The following is a 23,496-nucleotide window of genomic DNA, read 5'->3' as shown; positions in this document are numbered from 1 at the left end:
TGGGCGTACTCGCGGCGGGCAGGGACGCGGGCGGGGCACCGGGCGGCGGCTGCCGGATCACGGTGGGTGCGGGTGTCGCGCCGCGCTGCGGCCGTGGTGCCGCGCCCACGCGTCCCGGGGGCCCGGAAACGCAGCGGCGAACGGGCCGGCCGCGCCGTGGCGGCTGCCGTCCGGCCTGCGCACCCGGCGCACGGTCCTGACGTACGGTCAGCGGGCGGCGTCCCCGACCGGGCGGCGCATCGCGCGGTGCGGGATGCCGGCGTCCGGGAACCCGGGCCCGTAGGCCACGTATCCGAGACGCTCGTAGAAGCCCAGCGCGTGGGTCTGCGCGTGCAGATCCACGGCGGTCAGCCCGTGCTCACGGGCCGTGTCCTCGATCGCGCGGACCAGTGCGGCACCCACGCCCCTGCCCCGCGCGGCCTTGGCGACGGCGAGCCGGCCGAGCGAGCCGACACCCGGTTCGTCCACCCCGCGCCCCGGACCGGCGGCGGGCAGCAGCAGCCGCCCGGTTCCCAGCGCACCGTCGGCGTCGGATGCCAGCACATGCACCGTGACCGTGTCATCGGCGTCGTACGAGTCGTACTCCAGCTCGGGCGGCACGCCCTGCTCGGTCACGAAAACGTCCCTGCGGACGGCGAAGCACGCGTCAAGGCCGGCACGGTCCGCGACCACCCGCACCTCGAAGCCGTCGGGCACGGTCATCACTGCTCGCTCTCCGCCCGGATCGCCTCCAGCGCCTTCTGCAGGTCGTCCGGGTACTCGCTGCGGAACTGGACCCACTGCCCGTCCGATGGATGCTCGAAGCCCAGGCTCATCGCGTGCAGCCACTGCCGCGTCAGGCCGAGCCGCTTCGCCATGGTCGGGTCGGCGCCGTAGGTGAGGTCGCCCACACACGGGTGACGGTGGGCGGACATGTGCACCCGGATCTGGTGCGTACGTCCGGTCTCCAGCTTGATGTCGAGCAGTGAGGCCGCCCGGAACGCCTCGATCAGGTCGTAGTGCGTGACGGACGGCTTGCCGTCGGCCGTCACGGCCCACTTGTAGTCGTGGTTGGGATGGCGCCCGACGGGGGCGTCGATCGTCCCGCTCATCGGGTCGGGGTGGCCCTGGACCAGCGCGTGGTAGCGCTTGTCGACCGTGCGCTCCCGGAACTGCTGCTTGAGCAGGGTGTACGCGCGCTCCGACTTGGCGACGACCATCAGCCCGGACGTCCCCACGTCCAGCCGGTGCACGATGCCCTGGCGCTCGGCCGCACCCGAAGTGGAGATCCGGTATCCGGCGGCCGCCAGGCCGCCGATCACGGTGGTGCCGGTCCAGCCGGGGCTCGGGTGGGCCGCCACACCGACGGGCTTGAGGATCACCACGATGTCGTCGTCGTCATGGACGATCTCCATGCCCTCGACGGGCTCGGCGACGATCTGCACGGGGGCGGCCGCGGCGGGCATCTCGACCTCCAGCCAGGCGCCTCCGTGGACCCGCTCGGACTTCCCGACCACTGATCCGTCGACCTGGACCTTTCCCGAGGCGGCGAGGTCGGCCGCCTTGGTGCGGGAAAATCCGAACATGCGGGAGATGGCGGCGTCGACGCGCTCGCCCTCCAGGCCGTCGGGAACGGGCAGGGTGCGGATCTCGGGAACGGTACTCACCCGTCGAGTATGCCTTGCCCGGAGGTCCGGCCGTCCCGTCAGTCCTTGTGGACGGTTCCGTCGGGGTCGAGGCCCTTGAAGGAGAGCAGCACGATCAGGATGCCGCCGCAGACGATCGCGGAGTCGGCGAGATTGAACACCGCGAAGTGCGCGGGCCTGATGAAGTCGACGACCTCGCCCTGGAAGGCACTGGGCGAGCGGAAGATCCGGTCGGTCAGATTGCCCAGCGCACCGCCGAGCAGCAGGCCGAGCGCGACCGCCCAGGGAGCGCTGTAGAGCTTCCGGGCCAGCCGGACAATGACCACGATCACGGAGGCCGCGACAATGGTGAAGATCACGGTGTACGCCGACCCGAGGCCGAAGGCCGCGCCCGCGTTCCGGATCGCGTCGAACTGCAGCAGATCACCGATCACCTTGACCGGGGCGTGGTGCTCCAGCCTGGCCACCACGATCGTCTTGCTCACCAGGTCGAGCAGGTAGGCGAGGACCGCCACGGCGAAGAGCACCGTGAGCCGGCGCTTGCCCCGGGGCCGCCCTCCGGGGCTCTCCCCGTCCGCGGCCCGCCCGTCGCCAGTGGCTTCGGCGGGGGTCTCGCCGTCGGACGGCTGCTCCGGTGCGGCCCCCTCCGACTCGGGAATGTCCGGCGTACCGATGATGCGCTCCGCCTCTGCCACGTGATTCCCTCGCCCTAGTACCTGACTGAGGACGAGGGTACGACACACCGTCGCGGAAGCCCTCAGTACCTGCGCTCCTGCTTCTGCTTGCACTCGACGCAGAGGGTGGCACGCGGGAACGCCTGCATCCGGGCCTTCCCGATCGGGTTGCCGCAGTTCTCGCAGAGCCCGTACGTCCCGGCGTCGAGCCGCTCCAGCGCCCGCTCGGTCTGTTCGAGCATCTCGCGGGCGTTGGCCGCGAGCGCCAGTTCGCTCTCGCGCGTGATGTTCTTGGTGCCGGTGTCCGCCTGGTCGTCGCCCGCGCCGTCGCCGGAGTCCCGCATCAGCCCCGCGAGAGCCGTCTCGGCCGCCGCGATCTCGGAACCCAGCCGCAGGTCCTCGCTCTGGAGCTCGGCCCGCGCCTCGGCGACCTCATCCGGGGTCCAGGGGTCCTCTCCGGGCCGTACGGGCAGCTCGTCCGGGGCCGCGGGTGCGGCGACCCCGGCCTTGGGCACGGCGGATCCGGCGTGCCTGCCGGCCGCCGCGCCCCCTCCAGCGCTCTTCTTCGCAACCACCGTCTTGGCTCCCGTCTGTTCCGCGGCCTCGGCCGCCCCCTGGGCCGCGGTCGCGGCCTCGCTGCCCGGCGCCGTGTGGACCGGTGACGTACTGGACGCGGCCTTCCCGGCCGCCGTCTTCCTGGCGGCCGCCTTCTTTGCCGCGGTCTTCTTCGCGGGCGCCTTCTTGGCGGGTGCCCTCTTGGCTGCTGTCTTCTTCGCCGCCGCGGCCTTCTTCGCGGTGGGTTTCCCGGCGACGGTCCCGTCCGCGGCGGCTCCGTGCTCGCCTGCCGCGTCCTCGGCCGTCGCCCCAGTGGATTCTGCGGACGCCGATCTCGATCCGGCGGTCTTTTTCGCCACCATGGCCGCGGCCCCTTCACATTTTGTGATCTTGCTCGCGAGTCTGCTGGGACGATAAATCGACACCAGTCCCGCGGCAACGGGGCACGCCGCCCGTTCAGCCCTCCTCACGTCCGGGCCGAGCCGGACCTGCCTGCGTTGTGCCCAGCTCCCCGCCCGGTAATCCGCCAACCGGGAGTGCCGGTATTCCGCGGGGCCACGTGTGGCCATTCGGGTCAGCGCGACCGCCGGGAGCGCCCGGCGGAAAACCTGTCGGGGCCGGCCCGGACGGGCCCGTACACTTGCTTCAGCGGAAGGCATGGACGGGACGAGTAGCGGCGCAGGCGGCCACGAGCGATCCGGGGACGGTGTGAGCCCGGAGGCAGGCACGGCGTGAAGATCACCCCCGAGCCGCCGGAAGAAAGCCCGTGGGCATGTGGCCGGGGGCGAGTAGACCCGGCACCGCGACCCCAATGAGGGGGTTACGGCAGCGCAGCAGCCGTGGCCAAGGAGGGTGGTACCGCGGGAGCGACTCGGCTCTCGTCCCTCCGACGGAGAGAGAAACGTCCGTTGGAGGAGTTCGATGACAGCGCCGCTGTACCGCCAGGTGCCCGCCCAGGTGGACCTGCCCGCCCTTGAGCACGCCGTGCTCGACTTCTGGCACGAGGCACAGGTCTTCGCGAAGAGTCTTGAGCAGTCCGAGGGGCGCCCCGAGTGGGTGTTCTACGAAGGACCGCCGACCGCCAACGGTATGCCGGGGGCGCACCACATCGAGGCCCGTGTCTTCAAGGACGTCTTCCCGCGCTTCCGCACGATGCAGGGCTACCACGTGCCGCGGAAGGCGGGCTGGGACTGCCATGGTCTGCCCGTCGAGCTGGCGGTGGAGAAGGAGCTGGGCTTCAACGGCAAGCAGGACATCGAGGCGTACGGGATCGCCGCCTTCAACGACAAGTGCCGTGCCTCGGTGACCCGGCACACCGACGCCTTCGCCGCGCTGACCACCCGGATGGGCTACTGGGTCGACCTGGAGAACGCGTACCGGACGATGGACCCGTCCTACGTCGAGTCCGTGTGGTGGTCGCTGAAGGAGATCTTCAACAAGGACCTGCTGGTCCAGGACCACCGGGTCGCCCCCTGGTGTCCGCGCTGCGGCACCGGCCTGTCCGACCACGAGCTCGCACAGGGCTACGAGACAGTCGTCGACCCCTCGGTCTTCGTGCGCTTCCCGCTCACCTCGGGACCGCTGGCCGGTGAGGCCGCACTGGTGGTGTGGACGACCACCCCCTGGACGCTGCCCTCCAACACGGCCGTCGCCGCGCACCGGGACGTCAGCTACGTCGTCGCGACCGACGGCACGGAGAAGCTCGTCGTCGCGGAGCCGCTCCTCGAAAAGGCACTCGGCGAGGGCTGGGAGACCACCGGCGAGCGTTTCACCGGCGCCGAGATGGAGCGCTGGACCTATCAGCGCCCGTTCGAGCTGATCGACTTTCCGGCCGAGGCGCACTACATCGTCAACGCCGACTACGTCACCACCGAGGACGGGACCGGCCTCGTCCACACGTCCCCCGCCTTCGGTGCGGAGGACCTCCAGGTATGCCGGGAGTACGGCCTGCCGGTCGTCAACCCGGTCCGGCCCGACGGCACCTTCGAGGAGGACGTCCCGCTCGTAGGCGGTGTCTTCTTCAAGAAGGCCGACGAGACGCTGGTCGCCGACCTCCAGGCCCGCGGCCTGCTCTTCCGCCATGTCCCGTACGAGCACAGTTACCCGCACTGCTGGCGTTGCCATACCGCGCTCCTGTACTACGCGCAGCCGTCCTGGTACATCAGGACCACTGCGGTCAAGGATGCGATGCTCCGGGAGAACGAGGGGACCAACTGGTTCCCGGAATCGGTCAAGCAGGGCCGGTTCGGTGACTGGCTGAACAACAACGTCGACTGGGCGCTCTCCCGCAACCGCTACTGGGGCACCCCGCTGCCGATCTGGCGCTGCGAGGACGACCATCTGACGGTCATCGGCTCGCGTGCCGAGCTGAGCGATCTGACCGGCACCGACCAGTCGGACCTCGACCCGCACCGCCCGTACATCGACGAGGTCACCTTCCCCTGCCCCCAGTGCGAGAAGACCGCCACCCGGGTCCCCGAGGTCATCGACGCCTGGTACGACTCGGGTTCGATGCCGTTCGCGCAGTACGGCTACCCGTACCGGAACAAGGAACTCTTCGAGCGGCGCTACCCCGCACAGTTCATCTCCGAGGCCATCGACCAGACGCGCGGGTGGTTCTACACACTCATGGCGGTCGGCACGCTGGTCTTCGACAAGTCCTCCTACGAGAACGTCGTCTGCCTGGGCCACATCCTCGCCGAGGACGGCCGGAAGATGTCCAAGCACCTGGGCAACACCCTCGACCCGATCCCGCTGATGGACCAGCACGGAGCAGACGCCGTCCGCTGGTTCATGGCCGCCGGCGGCTCCCCCTGGGCCGCCCGCCGCGTCGGCCACGGCACCATCCAGGAAGTCGTCCGCAAAACCCTCCTCACCTACTGGAACACCGTCGCCTTCCAGGCCCTGTACGCCCGCACATCCAACTGGGCCCCCTCCACCTCCGACCCCGCACCCGCCGAGCGCACCGTCCTGGACCGCTGGCTCCTGAGCGAACTCAACGCACTCGTCGACCAGGTCACACAATCACTGGACGCATACGACACCCAGCGCGCCGGCAAACTCCTCTCCGCCTTCGTCGACGACCTGTCCAACTGGTACGTACGACGCTCACGCCGCCGCTTCTGGCAAGGAGACAAAGCCGCACTGCGCACCCTGCACGAAGTGATCGAAACCGTCACCGCCCTGATGGCACCGCTCACCCCCTTCATCACCGAGCGGGTCTGGCAGGACATGGTCGTCCCCGTCACCCCCAGTGCCGCACAGTCCGTCCACCTCTCCAGCTGGCCAAAAGCAGACCTCACAGCCATCGACCCGCAACTCTCCCGGCAGATGACCCTGGTCCGCCGCCTGGTCGAGCTCGGCCGCGCGACACGCGCCGAATCCGGCGTCAAAACCCGCCAGCCACTCTCCCGCGCACTCGTCGCCGCCACCGGCTTCCACTCGCTGACACCCGAACTCCGCACCCAGATCACCGAAGAACTCAACGTCACCTCCCTCGCCTCCCTCTCCGAAGTCGGCGGCTCGCTCGTCGACACCACAGCCAAGGCCAACTTCCGCGCACTGGGCAAGCGTTTCGGCAAGGGCGTCCAGGCCGTGGCCAAGGCAGTCGCGAACACCGACGCCGCCGCACTCTCACACGCACTGCGCGAGGGAACCGCGTCAGTCGAGGTCGACGGGGAACACGTCACCCTCTCCCCCGACGAAGTCATCATCACCGAAACCCCCCGCGAAGGCTGGTCAGTAGCATCCGACTCAGGTGCCACAGTCGCCCTCGACCTGGAGATCACCCCCGAACTGCGCAGGGCCGGGCTGGCACGTGATGCCATCCGCCTGATCCAGGAGGCCCGCAAGAACAGCGGCCTGGACGTCGCGGACCGTATCGCCGTCCGCTGGTCCAGCCACGCCGCGGAGACCAAGGACGCGCTGACCGAACACGCAGGTCTCATCGCGGACGAGGTCCTGGCCCTGGACTACGCGGAAGGCGACGCGGACACAGGAGCGTACGGCGAGCCGTTCACTGACGAGGGCCTCGCCCTGACGTTCCGCCTCCACAAGACGGAGGCGTAACAGGCACACCACCCCGATGGGCCCGGCCGGGATCTCCCGGCCGGGCCCATCGGCTTGCCAGGCTTCCTCCGCCGCCACCGAACCGCCGCCGCCTGGGCCTCTCCACTCCCGGCCCCTCCGGCGTTCGATGAGCGGGGCCGGGGGCGGAGCCCCGGTTACGGGAAAGGGGGCCAGGCTCACCACAGGTGCCCCCTCCACCCGCACCGCAGCACCCGCACGCCTGGCCCACGCAAAAGGGCCGGGCCCCGGGGAAACCCCGGGGCCCGGCCCTCAGTCTGCCGACTGTTGTGCGCTCGGCGCACCCGCCGTCAGTTGTCGTCCTCGTCGATCAGGAACCCCCGCATGGGCGAAGGCGCCTGCTGCATCGGCTGCGGAGCCTGCGGCCGCACCGGTGCCATCGGCTGAGTCATCGCCGGGGACATCTGCTGCTGGCCGCCGTACGACGGTCCACCACCCATCGACGGCTGGCCGCCCATGGACTGGTTGCCACCCATGCCGTGCTGCGTGTGACCCATCGCGCCCGCGCCGGCCGGAGCCATCGAGGGCGACGGCGGCAGCGAAGCGGTCGCCGGAGTCCGCGGCGGAGCCAGCGAGTCGTCGGCCTGGGTCTCCAACTGACGCAGCTGGCTCTCCAGGTAGGACTTCAGCCGGGTCCGGTACTCCCGCTCGAAGCCACGCAGATCCTCGACCTTGCGCTCCAGCGTCGCGCGGGCCGACTCCAGCGAGCCCATCGCCACGCGGTGCTTCTCCTGGGCGTCCCGCTCCAGAGCGTCAGCCTTGGCACGGGCGTCCCGCTCCAGGCCCTCGGCGCGGCTCCGCGCCTCGCCGACGATCTTGTTGGCCTCGGAACGGGCCTCCGCGATCGCCTGGTCGGCCGTCTGCTGCGCGAGCGAGAGCACTCGGGCAGCGCTGTCGCCGCCGGGGCCCTGCTGCTGCATCTGCGGAGGACCGCCGTGGCCGCCCATCGGGCCGCCCATGGGTCCCTGGCCGAGCTGGCCCTGGCCGCCCATCGGACCCTGCTGGCCCATGGGGCCCTGGCCCATCGGTCCCTGCTGGCCCATGGGGCCGGGGCCGAGCTGACCCTGGCCGCCCATCGGACCCTGCTGGCCCATGGGACCCGGACCGTGCTGACCCTGCGGACCCGGGCCGTGCTGGCCTTGGGGACCGGGGCCGTGCTGACCCTGCGGACCCGGGCCGTGCTGACCCTGGGGACCGGGGCCGTGACCGCCAGGGCCTGCAGGCAGCTGCGGCTGACCGCCCGGCAGTTGGGGCGGACCCATCTGCGGCTGCTGCTGGCCCTGCGGTGGACCGGATATGGCGGCGGGCACCGGAGCGTTGGGTCCGCCCCGGCCGTCCTGCTGCTCAGGCGGCTTGCGCATGCCCTGCTGCTGATTCTGCGCGGCGGCACGCGTGGCGGCTGCCAGCTTGGCGCGCAGATCCTCGTTCTCGCGGAGCAATCGCGTCAGTTCGGCTTCGACCTCGTCGAGGAAGGCATCGACCTCGTCCTCGTCATAGCCTTCTCGGAGGCGGACGGTCGTGAACTGCTTGTTCCGCACGTCCTCGGGGGTCAGCGGCATCTCTTCTTCACCTCTACGTAGTCGTCGGCAGTCGGCAGGACCGAATCGTTCACACCCGGCTCACAATGCTGATCAGGATGTAGACGATGATCATCAGAACGAAGAAGGACAGGTCGAGTGCCACGCCCCCGAGACGCAGCGGCGGAATGAACCGCCGCAGAAGCTTGAGCGGTGGATCGGTGACAGTGTAAGTGGCCTCCAGAACGACCACCATCGCCTTACCAGGTTGCCATGAACGGGCGAACTGGAAGACGTAGTCCATGACAAGCCGGAAGATCAACACGATGAGGAAACACATCAGCGCGATGTAGACCACATCCAATGCGATGCCCATCTAACGCTTCCCTCTCCCCTGACGCTCTCGTCTTCCGGCCTCCCGGCCGGGGTTGTACCCGGTGTCTCGTCTCAGCTCTGGTTGAAGAAACCGCCCTCTGCGATACGGGCCTTGTCCTCCGCCGTGACATCGACGTTAGCAGGCGACAACAGGAACACCTTCTGCGTCACCCGCTCAATGCTGCCATGCAGACCGAACACAAGTCCTGCGGCAAAGTCGACAAGTCGCTTCGCATCCGTGTCATCCATCTCGGTCAGATTCATGATCACCGGAGTGCCCTCACGGAAGTGTTCCCCGATGGTACGGGCCTCGTTGTAGGTCCTGGGGTGCAGCGTGGTGATGCGGTAGGGCTCCCGCTCGGACACAACCTTGGGCATGATCACCGGGGCGTTCTTCTCCATACTCGGGCGTTCAGGTGTGATGGACGCCACGGGGGCGATTCGGGCGGGTCGTCCGCTTTCCGCCGGTAGCGCAACAGGCTCGCGCTGGGCGGGAGGTTGCACCATTCGCACCGGTTCGTCCTGCTGGGACTGGTGCGACTGATGCGGAGGTTGGTGTCGCCTTCGGTCCCTCTCGGGCTCGGGCTCGGGTTCGAACTCGTCATCGGGGTCGAACCCCGGGCCGTCGTACCCATCGTCCTCCACGAGGCCGAGGTAGACCGCCATCTTGCGCATCGCGCCGGCCATGCTCTGAGTCCTCCGCTCTGTGGTGGATCGCCCTTGTGCCAATTTCGCAGCGTCACCAAGTGCCCGCGATCCACTGGGTCTGCCCGCCGAACAGCGGGAATGACCATATTTTCTGCTGTGGTCCGACTTGCTTCGCGACGTTACCCGAGCGGGGGACGGACGCCGAGTACCGCAGTGCCGACGCGGACATGTGTCGCACCCGCCTTCACCGCCTCTTCGAGATCCGCACTCATCCCTGCTGACACCATGTTGGCAGCCGGATGCGCCGCGCGCAGGCTGGATGAAATTTCCATCAGCCGCCCGAACGCCTCCTGTTGCCGTCCCGCATACGGGCCGGCCAGCGGCGCGACGGTCATCAGGCCGTCGAGCCGAAGCCCTGGTGCGCCAGCCACCAGAGCGGCCAACTCCTCGACGCCGTCGGGTGCGACGCCGCCGCGCTCCCCCCGCCCTCCGGCCTCCGCGTCGAGCGCGACCTGCACCAGACAGCCCAGTTCACGTCCGGCCCGTACTGCCGCCGTTGAGAGAGAAGTAACAAGCCTGGCCCGGTCCACCGACTGCACCACATCGGCATAACTGGCAACAGAACGGACCTTGTTCGTCTGAAGCTGACCGACAAAGTGCCAGGAGAGGGGCAGATCCGCACATTCCGCGGCCTTGGGGGCGGCGTCCTGATCGCGGTTCTCCGCCACCTGCCGCACACCGAGTTCCGAGAGAAGACGCACATCGCTCGCGGGATACGTCTTGGTGACCACGATCAACGTCACCTCCTCCCGCTTACGGCCGGCGGACGCGCACGCGGAAACGATTCGTTCCTCCACGCGGGCCAGATTTGCGATGAGTTCGTGCTTACGGTCCGTCATGCCCTATCAGTCCAGCCAGACATATCCGGCGAGCCGCCCAGTAGTGCGGTCGCGACGGTAGGAGAAGTGGTCGGCCGACTCCAGGGTGCAGACCGGCGAATGCCGCCGGTCCACGACTCCCAGCGCCGACAGCTGGGCGAGTACACCGGCGGTGACGTCCACCGCAGGTGTGGACCAGCTCGTCTCCGACCAGGCTTCGGGCACGGTCCGTGCGACCTCGGCCCGCATCTCGGCGGGGACTTCGTAGCAGCGTCCGCAGACGGCCGGGCCGGTGCGGGCCGTGATCCGCCCGGGGTCGGCGCCGAGTGAGACCATCGCGCCGACCACCGCCGGGACAACCCCGGCGACCAGCCCGGGACGGCCCGCGTGCGCCGCCGCCACCACACCCGCGACCGGGTCCGCGAGCAGTACGGGAACGCAGTCGGCGGTGAGTACCGCGAGCGGGATCCCCCTGCGGGTGGTCACGACGGCGTCCACGGCAGGAATCCCGGCCCCGTCACCGAGAACCGATGCCCAGGGTCCGTCGACCACCGCGACCTCGCGCCCGTGCACCTGGTTCATCCAGACGACACTCGCCGGGTCGATACCCAGCGAGTGCGCGGCGAGTTCACGGTTCGTGGCGACCGCGGCCGGGTCGTCCCCGACCGCCCCGCCGAGATTGAGCGCCTCGTACGGAACGGCGCTCACCCCGCCCCACCTGTCGGTGAAAGCGAAGTGCGCGCCGTTCGTGGACATCGCGGTGTCGTACGCGGCTATGGGACGCCGTGTCACTTCAAGAAGTCCGGTACGTCCAGCTCTTCGGCCTGGCTGTCCTGGTACGGACGGGCCGGCGGGACCTGCGGCGGGGCGACCGGCGCTGCCGGGGCCTCGTTCGCGTGCTCGGTCTCTGCCGGTACCGGGGTCTCGTCGCGCTGGGTGACCGCACCCAGTCCGCCGAGCGAGCGGGGCGCCTCGGCGGCCCGCACCGGGATCGGCTCCTCACGCTTGGCGGATCCCGAACCGATGGCGCTCTCCCGGCGGGTAGGCGGCTGTCCGCCGTCGAAGCCCGCCGCGATGACCGTCACCCGCACCTCGTCGCCCAGTGCGTCGTCGATGACGGCGCCGAAGATGATGTTGGCCTCGGGGTGGGCGGCCTCGCTGACCAGCTGTGCGGCCTCGTTGATCTCGAAGAGACCGAGGTCCGAACCGCCGGAGATCGAGAGCAGCACGCCACGTGCGCCGTCGATGGACGCTTCGAGGAGCGGCGAGGAGATCGCCATCTCCGCCGCGGCCACCGCACGGTCGTCGCCACGCGCCGAGCCGATCCCCATGAGCGCCGATCCGGCCTCGGACATCACGGACTTGACGTCTGCGAAGTCGAGGTTGATCAGGCCCGGTGTGGTGATCAGGTCGGTGATCCCCTGAACACCCGACAACAGGACCTGGTCGGCGGACTTGAACGCGTCCAGCACGCTGACCTGGCGGTCCGAGATGGACAGCAGTCGGTCGTTGGGGATGACGATCAGGGTGTCGACTTCTTCGCGGAGTTCGGCGATGCCGTCCTCCGCCTGGTTGGCGCGGCGCCTGCCTTCGAAAGTGAAGGGGCGGGTGACCACGCCGATGGTGAGTGCGCCCAGCGAGCGGGCGATGTTGGCGACGACGGGTGCGCCGCCGGTGCCGGTGCCGCCGCCTTCTCCTGCGGTGACGAAGACCATGTCGGCCCCCTTGAGGACCTCCTCGATCTCCTCACGGTGGTCCTCTGCCGCCTTGCGACCGACTGCCGGGTTGGCCCCGGCGCCGAGGCCCCGGGTCAGTTCACGGCCGACGTCGAGCTTGACGTCGGCGTCGCTCATCAACAGGGCCTGTGCGTCGGTGTTGATCGCGATGAACTCGACGCCCTTGAGGCCGACCTCGATCATTCGGTTGATGGCATTGACACCACCGCCGCCGACACCGATGACCTTGATGACTGCGAGGTAGTTCTGCGGTGCTGCCACGTCGAAGGCCTCTCGCCTCGAGTTACGTGTCGCCGCTGCGCGTTTGCCGCGTAGCGACGACGGATGCCGATGGGACGGTCCGAACGCCGACCCGAACCCTAACCGTGAAGTTCAGGGTTACCAGTGTGTCTGCTCCTTGGACTCTCCGAACAGGACACTAAGTCGACAAGTGGCGCACGTTCAATGAACACGCCGAACCTCCCGTTTTTCTTTTCACCCTATGTGATCAGCCGTTGCGCTGACCAACCAGGGTGCTGGCCAGCAGCGATGTGCGTCAACTCCCCGACACGGCGGGGGCGGTGGGGGCGCTCACGTCGAAGTGCGCCGCCTTCGGGGCGGCTTTCATCAACGCAATGAGCGAGCGGGCCTTCGCCGTACCGAACTCGCCGCTCCCCCAGGCCACCGTGCGGTGCCCGGACAGCTGCAGCGAGATGGAGTCGTATGAACTGACCCGGACGAAAAGGGTGTCGCGGGCGACAGCGGACGGAAGTTCCCCGGCGACCCGGACCGCCTCGACCCGCAGCCTGTCGGCGCCGAAGCGCCGGAGGCTCGGTGACTGAGCCGCAGTCAATTCGAGTACGGGCACACTGCGGGGAGCGTTTTCGACTGTGGCGAAACGCACGCCCTTCGCGTCCACTTCTGTGAACTTACCGCCTGACTTCATCAGCAGTACCGGCTTTCGCTCGGTCACTTTCAGGCTGATGCCGTGCGGCCATGAACGAGTGACCACCACCGAGTCGATTCGGGGCAATTTCTTCCGAAGCCGGTTCTCCATCGCATCCGTATCGACAGAAATCAACGGATCGCCGATCGGAACAGCCGCAGCAGACTCCACCTGGTGCCGGGTCAGAACCCGCATCCCACTGGAGCGAATTTGCTCCACGCGCAGCCAGGAAGAGCCGTAGAGCGCCCAGATACCGCCACCGACCAGAAGCAGCAGGACAACGAGCACCAGGATCACCAGGCCCCTGCCGCGTGGCCGGAGACGGCCGGAGGGCCTGCCCGGCCCCTTGGGGCCGGCGCGGCCGGACTCCGCCGCTGGATTGCGTTCACCGCGCTGTGCGGTCGTCGGTCCGGCCACGCTCGCTCCTTCGGGCGTCACGCCTGCCGGCGTGCCGCAATCGCCTCGTACACCATTCCGACAAGCAGATCATCGGCGTCCCGGCGGCCGAACTCGGCGGCAGCGCGGGACATCTCGAACAACCGGTGCGGATCGGCGAGAACCGGAAGGACGTTGCCCTGGACCCACTCGGGGGTCAGCTGGGCGTCGTCCACCAGCAGTCCGCCGCCCGCGTTGACCACCGGCTGGGCGTTGAGCCGCTGTTCGCCGTTCCCGATCGGCAACGGCACATAGGCGGCGGGCAGCCCGACGGCGGAGAGTTCGGCCACGGTCATCGCGCCGGCACGGCAGAGCATCATGTCGGCCGCGGCGTAGGCGAGATCCATCCGGTCCACGTACGGTACCGGGAGGTAGGGCGGCATACCCGGCATGTTGTCGACACGCGGCAGTTCGTTCTTCGGACCGACCACGTGCAGGATCTGGATCCCGGACCGCTGGAGCACCGGAGCGACCTGCTGGACGACCTCGTTGAGGCGGCGGGCGCCCTGCGAGCCGCCGGAGACGAGCAGCGTGGGCAGGTTGGGGTCGAGGCCGAAGGCGGCGCGCGCCTCGGGGCGGACCCTGGCCCGGTCGAGGACAGCGATGGTGCGGCGCAGCGGGATGCCGATGTAGCGGGCACCGCGGAGCTTGCTGTCCGGCGTGGACACGGCCACGGCCGCCGCGTACCGGGAGCCGATCTTGTTGGCAAGTCCGGGCCTGGCATTGGCCTCATGCACGACGATCGGCACCCCGAGCCGCTTGGCGGCGAGATAGCCGGGCAGTGCCACGTAACCGCCGAAGCCGACGACGCAGTCGGCCTTGGTCCGCTCCAGGATCTGCTCGGCGGCCTTGATCGTCCCGCGCAGCCGCCCGGGGACGGTGATCAGCTCAGGGGTGGGCTTGCGCGGCAGAGGTACGGCGGGGATGAGACCCAACTCGTAACCCCGCTCGGGCACGAGACGGGTTTCGAGACCGCGCTCCGTGCCGAGGGCCGTGATACCCACGGTCGGGTCCTGCCTGCGCAGGGCATCCGCAAGGGCGAGCGCCGGCTCGATGTGGCCGGCGGTCCCCCCGCCGGCGAGTACGACATGCACCGAAATTCACCGCTCTCCGGACGGACGCTTCTTGACGCGCCGTCTCATCGACTTCCATCTCACCCCGGGCCTCCGCAAGGCCAGAGCCGTTTTCGCTGCGGGTTCCGACCGCGCGAAGGCGATCAGCAGCCCGACGGCGAACATGGTCGGCAGCAGGGCCGAGCCCCCGTAGGAGAACAGCGGGAGCGGGACACCGGCGATCGGCAGCAGGCCGAGCACCGCACCAATGTTGATCACGGACTGGACCGTGATCCAGGTGGTCACACCTCCCGCTGCGTACCTCACGAAGGGGTCCTCCGTGCGTCCGGCCACGCGGATACCCGCATAGCCTAGAGCCGCGAAGAGGCCGAGTACCGACAGAGTGCCCGCAAGACCCAGTTCCTCCCCGGTGACAGCGAAGATGAAGTCCGTGTGGGGCTCGGGGAGTTGGCCCCATTTCTCCACACTCGCACCCAGTCCGGATCCGAACCAGCCGCCCGACGCGAGCGCGTAGATTCCGTGCACAGCCTGCCAGCACTGGTCCTGCGGGCCCGGATCGGTGGCGCCGATGCAGCCGAGCCGGCCCATCCGGTTCGGGCTGGTCTTGATCAGCAGGAAAGTCATCGTCGCGGCGATACCGAGAACCGTCGCGAACATCCGGGTGGGCGCTCCCGCGAGCCACAGCAGCCCGAAGAGGATCGCGGTGAGGATGATCGCGGTGCCCATGTCGCCGCCGAGCATGATCAGTCCGAGCAGCATGAAGGCGACCGGAACGAGCGGCACGAGCAGGTGCTTCCACTGCGTGAGCAGCTTCTTGTCCTGCTTACGCGCGAGCAGGTCGGCGCCCCAGAGGATCAGGGCGAGCTTGCCGAACTCGCTCGGCTGGAGCATGAACGGGCCGCCCAGCGAGATCCAGTTCTGGTTTCCGTTGACCGAACGCCCTATCCCCGGCACCTGTACGAGCACCATCAGGAAGACGGTGCCCGCGAGCATCGGATAGGCGAAGGCCCGGTGCAGCTTCACGGGCATCCGGGTCGCGAGGAACGCGAGAACGCCACCGAGCACCGCGGCGAAGAGCTGCTTGCGGAAGAAGAACGAGCCGGGCTCGGAGATTTCCAACGCCTTGATCATCGAGGCGGAGTAGACCATCACCAGGCCGAGCACCGTGATCAGGAGGGCGGAGCCCACCAGGAGGTAGTAGGCCGTCAGAGGACGGTCCAGGGTGCTGCGTGCCTGTTCGTAGGTGCGGCGGAGCTGGCTGCTGCCGCGCGGCGTGGAGCCGCGCCGGACCGCTGACGGGCGGTGGGCCGTCCCGGCGCCGCCACGCCCGCCTCTGTCCTTGACCGGCATGTCAGTCCCCTCCACTCGTGGCCGGCTTCGCCGGGTCCCGGCGCGGGGCCGTACGCCGGCCAGGAGACGCCCTCCTAGCCGCTCTCGGCGGCCAACTCGCGTACGGCATCGGCGAATGCCTCACCGCGCCTGTTGTAGTTGGTGAACATGTCCATCGAGGCGCAGGCCGGGGCCAGCAGGACTGTGTCCCCCGGCCTGGCGAGCCGTGCCGCCTCCCGGACCGCCGCCGGCATGGCCCCAGTGTCGGTCCGGTCGAGGTCGACCACCGGTACTTCCGGGGCGTGTCGCGCGAGGGCTTCGGCGATGAGGGCCCGCTCGGCGCCGATCAGCACGACGCCCCGCAGCCGCTTCGCGGCCCCGGTGACGAGGCCGTCGAAGCTCGCTCCCTTGGCGAGGCCGCCCGCGATCCAGACGATCGGCTCGTAGGCCGCCAGGGAAGCCTCGGCGGCATGGGTGTTGGTCGCCTTGGAGTCGTCGACGTACGCGACTTCCGCGATGTCCGCCACCTTCTCGATGCGGTGCGGATCCGGCCGGAAGGAGCGCAGCCCGTCGCGCACGGCGGCGGGTGCCACGCCGTAGGCGCGGGCCAGCGCGGCGGCCGCGAGGGCGTTGGCGATGTTGTGCGGGGCCGGCGGGTCGATGTCCGCGACCTCGGCGAGCTCCTGGGCCTGCTTCTGCCTTCCGGCCACGAAGGCACGGTCCACCAGGATCCCGTCGACCACGCCGAGCTGCGAGGGCCCCGGCGTACCGAGCGTGAAGCCGATGGCCCGGCAGCCCTCCTCGACGTCCGCCGCGCGCACCAGGTCCTCGGTGGCCGGGTCCGCGGCGTTGTAGACGCAGGCGACGGTGTTGCCTTCGTAGACCCGGCCCTTGTCGGCCGCGTAGGCCTCCATGGAGCCGTGCCAGTCGAGGTGGTCCGGGGCCAGGTTCAGCACGGCGGCCGAGTGGACGCGCAGGCTGGGCGCCCAGTGCAGCTGGTAGCTGGAGAGCTCCACGGCAAGGACGTCGTACTCCTCGTCGCCGAGTACGGCGTCGAGGAGCGAGACGCCGATGTTGCCGACTGCCTCGGTACGCAGCCCGGCGGCCCGCAGGATCGACGCGAGCATCCGTACGGTCGTCGTCTTGCCGTTGGTGCCGGTGACGGCCAGCCAGGGCGCGGCGCCCGGACGCCGCAGCCGCCAGGCGAGTTCGACGTCGCCCCAGACCGGTACGCCCGCTTCGGCCGCCGCCAGGAAGAGCGGCTTGTCGGGCCGCCAGCCGGGGGCGGTGACGACCAGTTCGGTGCCGTCGGGCAGGGACGCCCCGTCGCCGAGGCGCACCGTGACGCCCAGTGCGGTGAGTTCGGCGGCCTGGGCGCGGGCCCGCTCGTCCGCGCCCTCGTTGACGACGGTGACCTCTGCGCCGAGGCCGTGCAGGGCGCGCGCCGCCGGAAGCCCGGAGACACCCATGCCCGCCACCGTGACGCGCTTGCCCTGCCAGTTCACTTGGCTGCCGCCCAGCCCGCGTAGAAGAGTCCGAGGCCGACGATGACGCACATGCCCTGGATGATCCAGAAGCGGACCACGACAAGGACTTCGGACCACCCCTTGAGTTCGAAGTGGTGCTGGAGCGGCGCCATCTTGAACACGCGCTTGCCGGTCATCTTGAACGAGCCGACCTGGATCACGACGGACATGGTGATCAGGACGAAGAGGCCGCCGAGGATGGCCATCAGGAACTCGGTGCGGGAGCAGATGGCGAGCCCGGCGAGCGCGCCGCCCAGTGCCAGTGAACCGGTGTCGCCCATGAAGATCTTGGCCGGTGAGGTGTTCCACCACAGGAAGCCGAAGCAGGCGCCCATCAGGGCCGATGCGACAACTGCCAGGTCGAGTGGGTCTCTGACCTCGAAACAGGCGCTGGGGTTGGTCAGGGTCGCAGCGTTGGCGCAGGACTCCTGGAACTGCCAGACACCGATGAAGGTGTACGCGCCGAAGACCATCACGGAGGCGCCCGTGGCGAGGCCGTCGAGGCCGTCCGTGAGGTTCACACCGTTCGACATGGCCAGGATCATGAACAGTGCCCAGACGACGAACAGCACCGGGCCGATCGACCAGCCGAAGTCCGAGACGAAGGAGAGTTTCGTGGAGGCCGGCGTGTAGCCGCGGGAGTCCTTGAACATCAGTGCCAGTACGGCGAAGGCGATGCCCACGATCAGCTGGCCGGCCATCTTGGCCTTGGCCCGGAGCCCCAGCGAACGCTGCTTGACGATCTTGATGTAGTCGTCGAGGAACCCGACCAGCCCCATCCCCGCCATCAGGAAGAGCACCAGCACACCCGAGAACGTCATCGGGGCGCCGGTGATCAGCTTGGTGACGAGGTACGCGATGATCGTGGCCAGGATGAAGGCGATACCACCCATGGTCGGGGTACCGCGCTTGCCGTGGTGGCCGCGCGGTCCGTCGTCCCGGATGAACTGCCCGTAGCCCTTGCGGGCCAGGAGCTTGATCAGCAGCGGAGTGCCGACCAGGGTCAGGAAGAGTCCGATGACCCCCGAGAAGAGAATCTGCTTCATCGGGCGGCGACCTCGCCCTCGGTACCACCGTCGAGCAGGGCGAAAGCCACCTGCTCCAACCCCACCGACCTGGACGCCTTCACCAGCACGACGTCTCCCTCACGCAGTTGACTGCGCAACAGGTCGACGGCCGCCTGCGCGTCGGACACGTGCACCGACTCCTCACCCCACGAACCCTCGTTATAGGCGCCCAGTTGCAGCCAGGACGCTTCCCTGCCCCCGACTGCCACGAGCTTGCTCACGTTGAGCCGGACGGCCAGCCGTCCGACCGCGTCGTGCTCGGCGAGCGACTCGTCACCGAGCTCGGCCATCTGGCCGAGCACCGCCCACGTGCGCCCCCCCTTTGCCTGTGAGGCCTTGCCCATGGCCGCCAGCGCACGCAGCGCGGCTCGCATGGATTCGGGGTTCGCGTTGTAGGCGTCGTTGACAACCGTCACACCGTCCGGACGCTCGGTGACCTCCATGCGCCAACGGGAGAGCGTGCCGGCTTCGGAGAGCGCCGTGGCGATCTCGTCTGCGGACATGCCCAACTCATGTGCGACGGCGGCCGCGGCGAGCGCGTTCGACACGTGGTGCTCACCGTACAGGCGCAACGTCACATCACTGCACCCGGTGGGTGTGTGCAGCGTAAAGGCGGCCTGTCCGGTCTCGGTGAGCCGGGCCTTCTCGGCACGTACGTCCGCTTCCTCCGCCTCTCCGAAGAGCAGCACGCGCGCCTTGGTACGCGAGGACATGGCCCGTACGAGCGGGTCATCGGCGTTGAGCACGGCCACGCCGTGCTCCGGAAGCGACTCGACCATCTCGCCCTTGGCCTGGGCGATCTGCTCGCGTCCTCCGAACTCACCGATGTGCGCGGTCCCCACGTTCAGGACGAGACCGGTCTTCGGCGGCACGAGGCCGGTGAGGTAACGGATGTCGCCGATGTAGCGCGCACCCATTTCGAGAACCAGGTAGCGGGTGTTCTCGTCGGCCCGCAGCGCGGTGAGCGGCAGGCCGATCTCGTTGTTCAGATTGCCCGCCGGGTAGACCGTCGGCCCCTTGCGCTCCAGGAGCTGGGCGATCAGGTCCTTGGTCGACGTCTTGCCGGCGGAGCCGGTGAGCGCGACGACTTCGGTACCCAGGCGTTCCACGACGGTACGCGCGAGCGTCCCGAGCGCGGCGGTCACGTCGGGCACCACGATGGCCGGCACTCCGACGGGGCGGGTGGCCAGCACGGCCACCGCACCCGCTTCGGCGGAGCTCCGCGCGTAATCGTGGCCGTCGACGCGCTCACCGGCGAACGCGACGAAGAGACTGCCCGGCCGCACCTCGCGGGAGTCGGTGACGACGGGACCGGTGACCAGGACGGACGGATCCGGTATGTCGTGGGACTGCCCGCCGATGATGTCGGCGATCTCGGCGAGGGAGAGGGTGATCACTTGGTCATCCCTGACTGTTGTTCTCGATTGCTGCGCGCTCGATTGCTGCGCGGAGGACCTGGCGGTCGTCGAAGGGGCGTACCACTCCGGCGATGTCCTGGCCCTGCTCATGACCCTTCCCCGCCACCAGCACGGTGTCACCGGGCCGGGCACGGGCGACCGCCGCGGCGATGGCTGCCGCACGGTCGGAGTCGATCAGGACGTCGCCGCGCTCGTGCACCGGCACCTCTGCGGCACCGGCGATCATCGCGGCGAGGATCGCGAGGGGGTCCTCGCCGCGGGGGTTGTCGGATGTCAGTACGGCGGTGTCGGCGAGCCGGGCCGCCGCCGCGCCCATCGGACCGCGTTTGGTCCGGTCGCGGTCGCCGCCGCAGCCGAGCACGATGTGCAGGCTGCCCTCAGTGACCTTGCGCAGGGCGCGCAGCACCGACTCGACGGCGTCCGTCTTGTGCGCGTAGTCGACGACGGCGAGATACGGCTGCCCGGCGTCCACCCGCTCCAGCCTGCCCGGTACGCCGGGGACGGCCGCGATGCCGTCGGCCGCGGTCTGCGGGTCGAAACCCGCGACGGCGAGGGTGGCGATCGCAGCGAGGGTGTTGGCCACGTTGAAGGGGCCGGCCAGCGGCGACTTCGCGGCGATGCGCTGCCCCTCGGGGCCGACCGCGGTGAAGGTGCTGGTGAACAGCGCGACTTCGACGTGCTCGGCCCGCCAGTGGGCGTCGGGGTGGCCCTCGGCGGAGAAGGTGACGACGGGGACGGTCGCCTCGTCGACGAGCCGCCGGCCGTACTCGTCGTCGTAGTTGACGACTCCGACCTTGCTGCGCAGCGGGGTGAACAGCTGCGCCTTGGCCTGGAAGTAGTCCTCCATCCCGGAGTGGAACTCCATGTGCTCCGGGCTGAGGTTGTTGAAGACCGCGACATCGAAGACACAGGCGTCGACCCTGCCGAGCACCAGCGCGTGGCTGGAGACCTCCATGGCCACCGTGTCGACACCGCGCTCGCACATGACCGCGAAGAGCGCCTGCAGATCGGTGGCTTCGGGGGTGGTGCGCTCGGACTTGATGCGTTCGTCGCCGATCCGCATCTCGACCGTTCCGATGAGGCCACTGAGGTGCCCGGCCGCCCGGATACCGCCCTCGACCAGATAGGCGGTGGTGGTCTTGCCCGATGTGCCGGTGATGCCGATCTGGAGGAGGTCGCGGCCGGGGTGGCCGTAGATCTCCGCGGCCAGCTGGCCCATCACTGCCCGGGGTTCGGGGACGGTCAGCACGGGAAGCCCGGTGGCCGTGGCCCTCTCGGTACCCGTGGGGTCCGTGAGTACGGCGGCGGCCCCCAGGCCTGCCGCCTGCTCCACGAAGTCGGCACCGTGCAGCCGGGCACCCGGAAGTGCGGCGTACAGGTCTCCGGGGCGTACCGCCCGCGAGTCGTGGGTGATGCCGGTGACCTCAGCGGCGCCCGTCGGCGTAACGCCCAGTCGTCCTGCCAGATCCCCCAGAGGGGTCGGTCGGACCTCGGCCGGACGGGGTGCTCCCGGATAGGTCACAGAAAGGTCTTTCTGGGCGATTTGGTACTGATCAGCGTGTGGCACGGCGGTGAGCGTACCGGGCGGACCGGGCTCCCCGCGAAGTGAGGGTCCGGGGGTGTTCCGGTTCCCCGGCTCCGGGGTGATGGTCGTCACTGAGGCCTCCTGGGTCACTGGTGGGGGCCGAAGGTGACCGGCAGTGGGTCGGCCTTCTTGCCGGTCGGCGGGGTCTGGAGCGTCTTGAGGGCGAACTCCATGACCTTTTTGTAGACGGGGCCGCAGGTCGAGCCCCCGAAGTAGCTCCCGCTGGTCGGGTTCTGGATGGCGCAGTAGACGGTGACCCGGGGCTTGTCCGCGGGCGCGAAGCCCGCGAAGGAGGCGGTGTATCCCCGGTAGCGGCCCGTCTTCGGGTCCACCCGGTTGGCCGTCCCCGTCTTGCCCGCGACCCGGTAGCCGGGGATACGGGCGGAGATACCGGTGCCCTCCACATCGCTGACGACCGACTCCAGCATCCGGGAGACCGTACTCGCCGTCCGCGCACTCACGACCCGGGTCTTCTTCGGGGCCGGCGACGGTGTGAAGCGGCCGTCGGGGCCCTTGGTACCGCTGATCAGGGAAGGCTCCACCCGTACGCCGCCGTTGGCGATCGTGGAGTACACGGAAGCCGCCTGCAGCGCGTTGAGCGAGAGCCCCTGCCCGAACGGGATCGTGTACTGCTGGGACGTCGACCAGTCCTGCGGCTTGGCGAGGATCCCCGGGGTCTCGCCGGGGAAGCCGACTCCGGTGGGGCTGCCGATGCCGAACTTGTGCAGGTAGGAGTAGAGGACCCGGTTGGCCTGCGGCTGGGTGCTGCCGAGCTGCCCCGCGGCCTCGATGGTGCCGATGTTGCTGGACTTGGCCAGTACGCCGTTGAGCGTCAGCGACCAGGTGTCGTGGTCGACGTCGTCACTGAAGAGCCGGTCCCCGCGGTGCAGCCGGTTGGGGACGGTGACATGGGTCGTCGGAGTGGCCACCCCCTGCTGGATGATGGCGGCCATGGACATGATCTTGCTGGTGGAGCCGGGCTCGAAGGCGTCCTGGAGCGCGGCGTTGCCGAGCGCGGAGGGGCTGGCGTGGGTCAGGTCGTTGGGATCGAAGCCGGGCGCGTTGGCCATGGCCAGGACCTCACCGGTCCGGGTGTCCTGCACCACCACGTAGCCGCGGTCGGCCTTCGACTTCTTCACCTGGGCGGCGATCGCACTCTGCGCCGCCCACTGGATGTCGCGGTCCAGGGTCAGTTCGACGTCCGAACCCGCGACGGCCGGCTTCTCGCTGGCACCGGCGGTCGGCACCGTACGTCCGCCGGACTGCGCGTAGGTGATCTTGCCGTCGCGGCCGGCCAGCTCCTTGTTCAGCGAGGACTCCAGGCCTCCGGCGCCCTGGCCCGCCGCGTTGACCCAGCCGAGCACCCCGGCGGCGAGATCGCCGTTCGGGTAGACACGCTTGGTGCTCGGCTCCTGGAACAGCCCGGCGAGGACGTCGGCGCCCTTGCCGCCCTTGGCCTTGTCGGCGGCCGCCTTCTGCGCGAAGACGCCCTTGAGGTCCTTGATCTGGTTCCACACCTGCGGGGTCTGCCGGCTCGCCAGCAGCACGTAACGGGTGTTGGGCGTCCTGAGTTTCCTGGCGATCGCCTCGGAGTCCTGCCCGAGGATCGGTGCGAGCAGCGCTCCGGCCTGCTCGGGGGCGTCGGTCGCGTGGCTCTGGGCCCGGCTGAACATCGTGGGGTCGGCCGTGATGTCGTACGCGTCGACGCTGGCGGCCAGGGCCACCCCGCTGCGGTCGGTGATCTCCCCGCGGGCCGCGGTCAGCGTGTGGCTCAGATAGCGGTTCTTGTCCGCCTTGGAGGTGTAGGCGCTGGCATCGATGGCCTGGACCTGGAGCAGCCTCACGACGAAGACCGCCATGACGAGGGTCAGGCCGAGGCTGACCAGCCGCAGCCGGGGACGCGGGCTGCCGAGCCGCAGCTTCTGCGCGTTCTTCCGCGGGGGGCGCGGACGGCGCTGCGCCGGGCGTGCGGGGCGCGCGCTGGACCGCGCCGGGCGGGCCGGGGCCGGTACGCGGCGGCGCGGGGGTTCCTTGGACGGCACTG

General features: G+C 69.5%; 19 protein-coding genes. 1 reads left to right on the top strand and 18 read right to left on the bottom strand.

The window, feature by feature from the left end:
* Window positions 1-207 precede the first annotated feature (207 nt).
* The 4 genes from OG584_RS26635 to OG584_RS26620 all read right to left on the bottom strand — a co-directional run bounded on the left by OG584_RS26635 (window position 208) and on the right by OG584_RS26620 (window position 3,216).
* The gene (locus OG584_RS26635; RefSeq protein ID WP_405781523.1) at window positions 208-702 is read right to left on the bottom strand and encodes a GNAT family N-acetyltransferase; all 495 of its coding nucleotides are present in this window, start codon (window positions 700-702) and stop codon (window positions 208-210) included.
* Window positions 702-1,646: an RluA family pseudouridine synthase gene (locus OG584_RS26630; RefSeq protein ID WP_405781522.1), complete on the bottom strand. Its 945-nt coding sequence runs from the start codon at window positions 1,644-1,646 to the stop codon at window positions 702-704. The genes OG584_RS26635 and OG584_RS26630 overlap by 1 nt, the downstream gene beginning before the upstream one ends.
* A gap of 38 nt (window positions 1,647-1,684) precedes the next feature.
* Window positions 1,685-2,320, bottom strand: coding sequence for a signal peptidase II (lspA, locus tag OG584_RS26625; RefSeq protein ID WP_405781521.1), 636 nt, complete (start codon window positions 2,318-2,320; stop codon window positions 1,685-1,687).
* 62 nt (window positions 2,321-2,382) lie between these two features.
* Window positions 2,383-3,216, bottom strand: a complete 834-nt coding sequence (locus tag OG584_RS26620) for a TraR/DksA family transcriptional regulator (protein ID WP_405781519.1) — start codon at window positions 3,214-3,216, stop codon at window positions 2,383-2,385.
* 559 nt (window positions 3,217-3,775) lie between these two features.
* Between OG584_RS26620 and ileS the strand changes: the two genes are divergently transcribed.
* Window positions 3,776-6,922, top strand: a complete 3,147-nt coding sequence (gene ileS / locus OG584_RS26615) for an isoleucine--tRNA ligase (protein WP_405781518.1) — start codon at window positions 3,776-3,778, stop codon at window positions 6,920-6,922.
* A gap of 308 nt (window positions 6,923-7,230) precedes the next feature.
* Here ileS and OG584_RS26610 read toward each other — a convergent pair whose 3' ends face one another.
* From OG584_RS26610 to OG584_RS26545, 14 genes are all read right to left on the bottom strand, one after another.
* Window positions 7,231-8,499 carry a DivIVA domain-containing protein gene (locus tag OG584_RS26610; RefSeq protein ID WP_405781516.1) on the bottom strand — a complete coding sequence of 423 codons (1,269 nt, stop codon included), beginning with the start codon at window positions 8,497-8,499 and terminating at the stop codon, window positions 7,231-7,233.
* 49 nt (window positions 8,500-8,548) lie between these two features.
* The gene (locus tag OG584_RS26605) at window positions 8,549-8,833 is read right to left on the bottom strand and encodes a YggT family protein (protein ID WP_250303709.1); all 285 of its coding nucleotides are present in this window, start codon (window positions 8,831-8,833) and stop codon (window positions 8,549-8,551) included.
* 71 nt (window positions 8,834-8,904) lie between these two features.
* Entirely contained in the window at window positions 8,905-9,519 is a 615-nt protein-coding gene (locus OG584_RS26600; RefSeq protein WP_164264969.1) for a cell division protein SepF, read from the bottom strand.
* Window positions 9,520-9,659: 140 nt separating this feature from the next.
* Window positions 9,660-10,379 carry a YggS family pyridoxal phosphate-dependent enzyme gene (locus tag OG584_RS26595; protein WP_405781515.1) on the bottom strand — a complete coding sequence of 240 codons (720 nt, stop codon included), beginning with the start codon at window positions 10,377-10,379 and terminating at the stop codon, window positions 9,660-9,662.
* A gap of 6 nt (window positions 10,380-10,385) precedes the next feature.
* Window positions 10,386-11,114, bottom strand: a complete 729-nt coding sequence (pgeF, locus tag OG584_RS26590; protein WP_405781513.1) for a peptidoglycan editing factor PgeF — start codon at window positions 11,112-11,114, stop codon at window positions 10,386-10,388.
* A gap of 32 nt (window positions 11,115-11,146) precedes the next feature.
* Window positions 11,147-12,355: a cell division protein FtsZ gene (ftsZ, locus tag OG584_RS26585; protein ID WP_405781511.1), complete on the bottom strand. Its 1,209-nt coding sequence runs from the start codon at window positions 12,353-12,355 to the stop codon at window positions 11,147-11,149.
* A gap of 274 nt (window positions 12,356-12,629) precedes the next feature.
* Window positions 12,630-13,436, bottom strand: coding sequence for a cell division protein FtsQ/DivIB (locus OG584_RS26580; RefSeq protein WP_405781510.1), 807 nt, complete (start codon window positions 13,434-13,436; stop codon window positions 12,630-12,632).
* A 17-nt stretch (window positions 13,437-13,453) separates the two neighbouring features.
* A complete protein-coding gene (gene murG, locus OG584_RS26575) occupies window positions 13,454-14,548 on the bottom strand; it encodes an undecaprenyldiphospho-muramoylpentapeptide beta-N-acetylglucosaminyltransferase (protein WP_405781508.1) in 1,095 nt (364 codons plus the stop codon).
* Window positions 14,549-14,554: 6 nt separating this feature from the next.
* Entirely contained in the window at window positions 14,555-15,877 is a 1,323-nt protein-coding gene (ftsW, locus tag OG584_RS26570) for a putative lipid II flippase FtsW (protein WP_405781506.1), read from the bottom strand.
* A gap of 74 nt (window positions 15,878-15,951) precedes the next feature.
* Window positions 15,952-17,325 carry a UDP-N-acetylmuramoyl-L-alanine--D-glutamate ligase gene (gene murD, locus OG584_RS26565; RefSeq protein WP_405784301.1) on the bottom strand — a complete coding sequence of 458 codons (1,374 nt, stop codon included), beginning with the start codon at window positions 17,323-17,325 and terminating at the stop codon, window positions 15,952-15,954.
* 32 nt (window positions 17,326-17,357) lie between these two features.
* Window positions 17,358-18,428: a phospho-N-acetylmuramoyl-pentapeptide-transferase gene (mraY, locus tag OG584_RS26560; protein WP_405781505.1), complete on the bottom strand. Its 1,071-nt coding sequence runs from the start codon at window positions 18,426-18,428 to the stop codon at window positions 17,358-17,360.
* Window positions 18,425-19,846: a UDP-N-acetylmuramoyl-tripeptide--D-alanyl-D-alanine ligase gene (gene murF, locus OG584_RS26555; RefSeq protein ID WP_405781504.1), complete on the bottom strand. Its 1,422-nt coding sequence runs from the start codon at window positions 19,844-19,846 to the stop codon at window positions 18,425-18,427. Before murF ends, mraY begins: the two co-directional genes overlap by 4 nt.
* Window positions 19,847-19,850: 4 nt before the next feature.
* Complete coding sequence (locus OG584_RS26550) at window positions 19,851-21,524, bottom strand: UDP-N-acetylmuramoyl-L-alanyl-D-glutamate--2,6-diaminopimelate ligase (protein ID WP_405781502.1); 1,674 nt, start codon at window positions 21,522-21,524, stop codon at window positions 19,851-19,853.
* 14 nt (window positions 21,525-21,538) lie between these two features.
* Window positions 21,539-23,494: a peptidoglycan D,D-transpeptidase FtsI family protein gene (locus tag OG584_RS26545; RefSeq protein WP_405781500.1), complete on the bottom strand. Its 1,956-nt coding sequence runs from the start codon at window positions 23,492-23,494 to the stop codon at window positions 21,539-21,541.
* Window positions 23,495-23,496: the final 2 nt, after the last annotated feature.

It is taken from the genome of Streptomyces sp. NBC_00859, assembly GCF_045161865.1.
GTDB lineage: Bacteria > Actinomycetota > Actinomycetes > Streptomycetales > Streptomycetaceae > Streptomyces.
The sequence above is the reverse complement of the archived record's forward strand: the minus strand, read 5'-3'. Positions and strand labels throughout refer to the sequence as shown.

What these genes read in the sequence shown, in the direction of transcription:
- ftsW (WP_405781506.1), bottom strand. Translation starts at nt 15,877, where the DNA reads ATGCCGGTCAAGGACAGAGGCGGGCGTGGCGGCGCCGGGACGGCCCAC.
- OG584_RS26635 (WP_405781523.1), bottom strand. Translation starts at nt 702, where the DNA reads ATGACCGTGCCCGACGGCTTCGAGGTGCGGGTGGTCGCGGACCGTGCC.
- ileS (WP_405781518.1), top strand. Translation starts at nt 3,776, where the DNA reads ATGACAGCGCCGCTGTACCGCCAGGTGCCCGCCCAGGTGGACCTGCCC.
- OG584_RS26620 (WP_405781519.1), bottom strand. Translation starts at nt 3,216, where the DNA reads ATGGTGGCGAAAAAGACCGCCGGATCGAGATCGGCGTCCGCAGAATCC.
- OG584_RS26605 (WP_250303709.1), bottom strand. Translation starts at nt 8,833, where the DNA reads ATGGGCATCGCATTGGATGTGGTCTACATCGCGCTGATGTGTTTCCTC.
- murD (WP_405784301.1), bottom strand. Translation starts at nt 17,325, where the DNA reads ATGGGTGTCTCCGGGCTTCCGGCGGCGCGCGCCCTGCACGGCCTCGGC.
- OG584_RS26610 (WP_405781516.1), bottom strand. Translation starts at nt 8,499, where the DNA reads ATGCCGCTGACCCCCGAGGACGTGCGGAACAAGCAGTTCACGACCGTC.
- OG584_RS26595 (WP_405781515.1), bottom strand. Translation starts at nt 10,379, where the DNA reads ATGACGGACCGTAAGCACGAACTCATCGCAAATCTGGCCCGCGTGGAG.
- pgeF (WP_405781513.1), bottom strand. Translation starts at nt 11,114, where the DNA reads ATGTCCACGAACGGCGCGCACTTCGCTTTCACCGACAGGTGGGGCGGG.
- OG584_RS26600 (WP_164264969.1), bottom strand. Translation starts at nt 9,519, where the DNA reads ATGGCCGGCGCGATGCGCAAGATGGCGGTCTACCTCGGCCTCGTGGAG.
- mraY (WP_405781505.1), bottom strand. Translation starts at nt 18,428, where the DNA reads ATGAAGCAGATTCTCTTCTCGGGGGTCATCGGACTCTTCCTGACCCTG.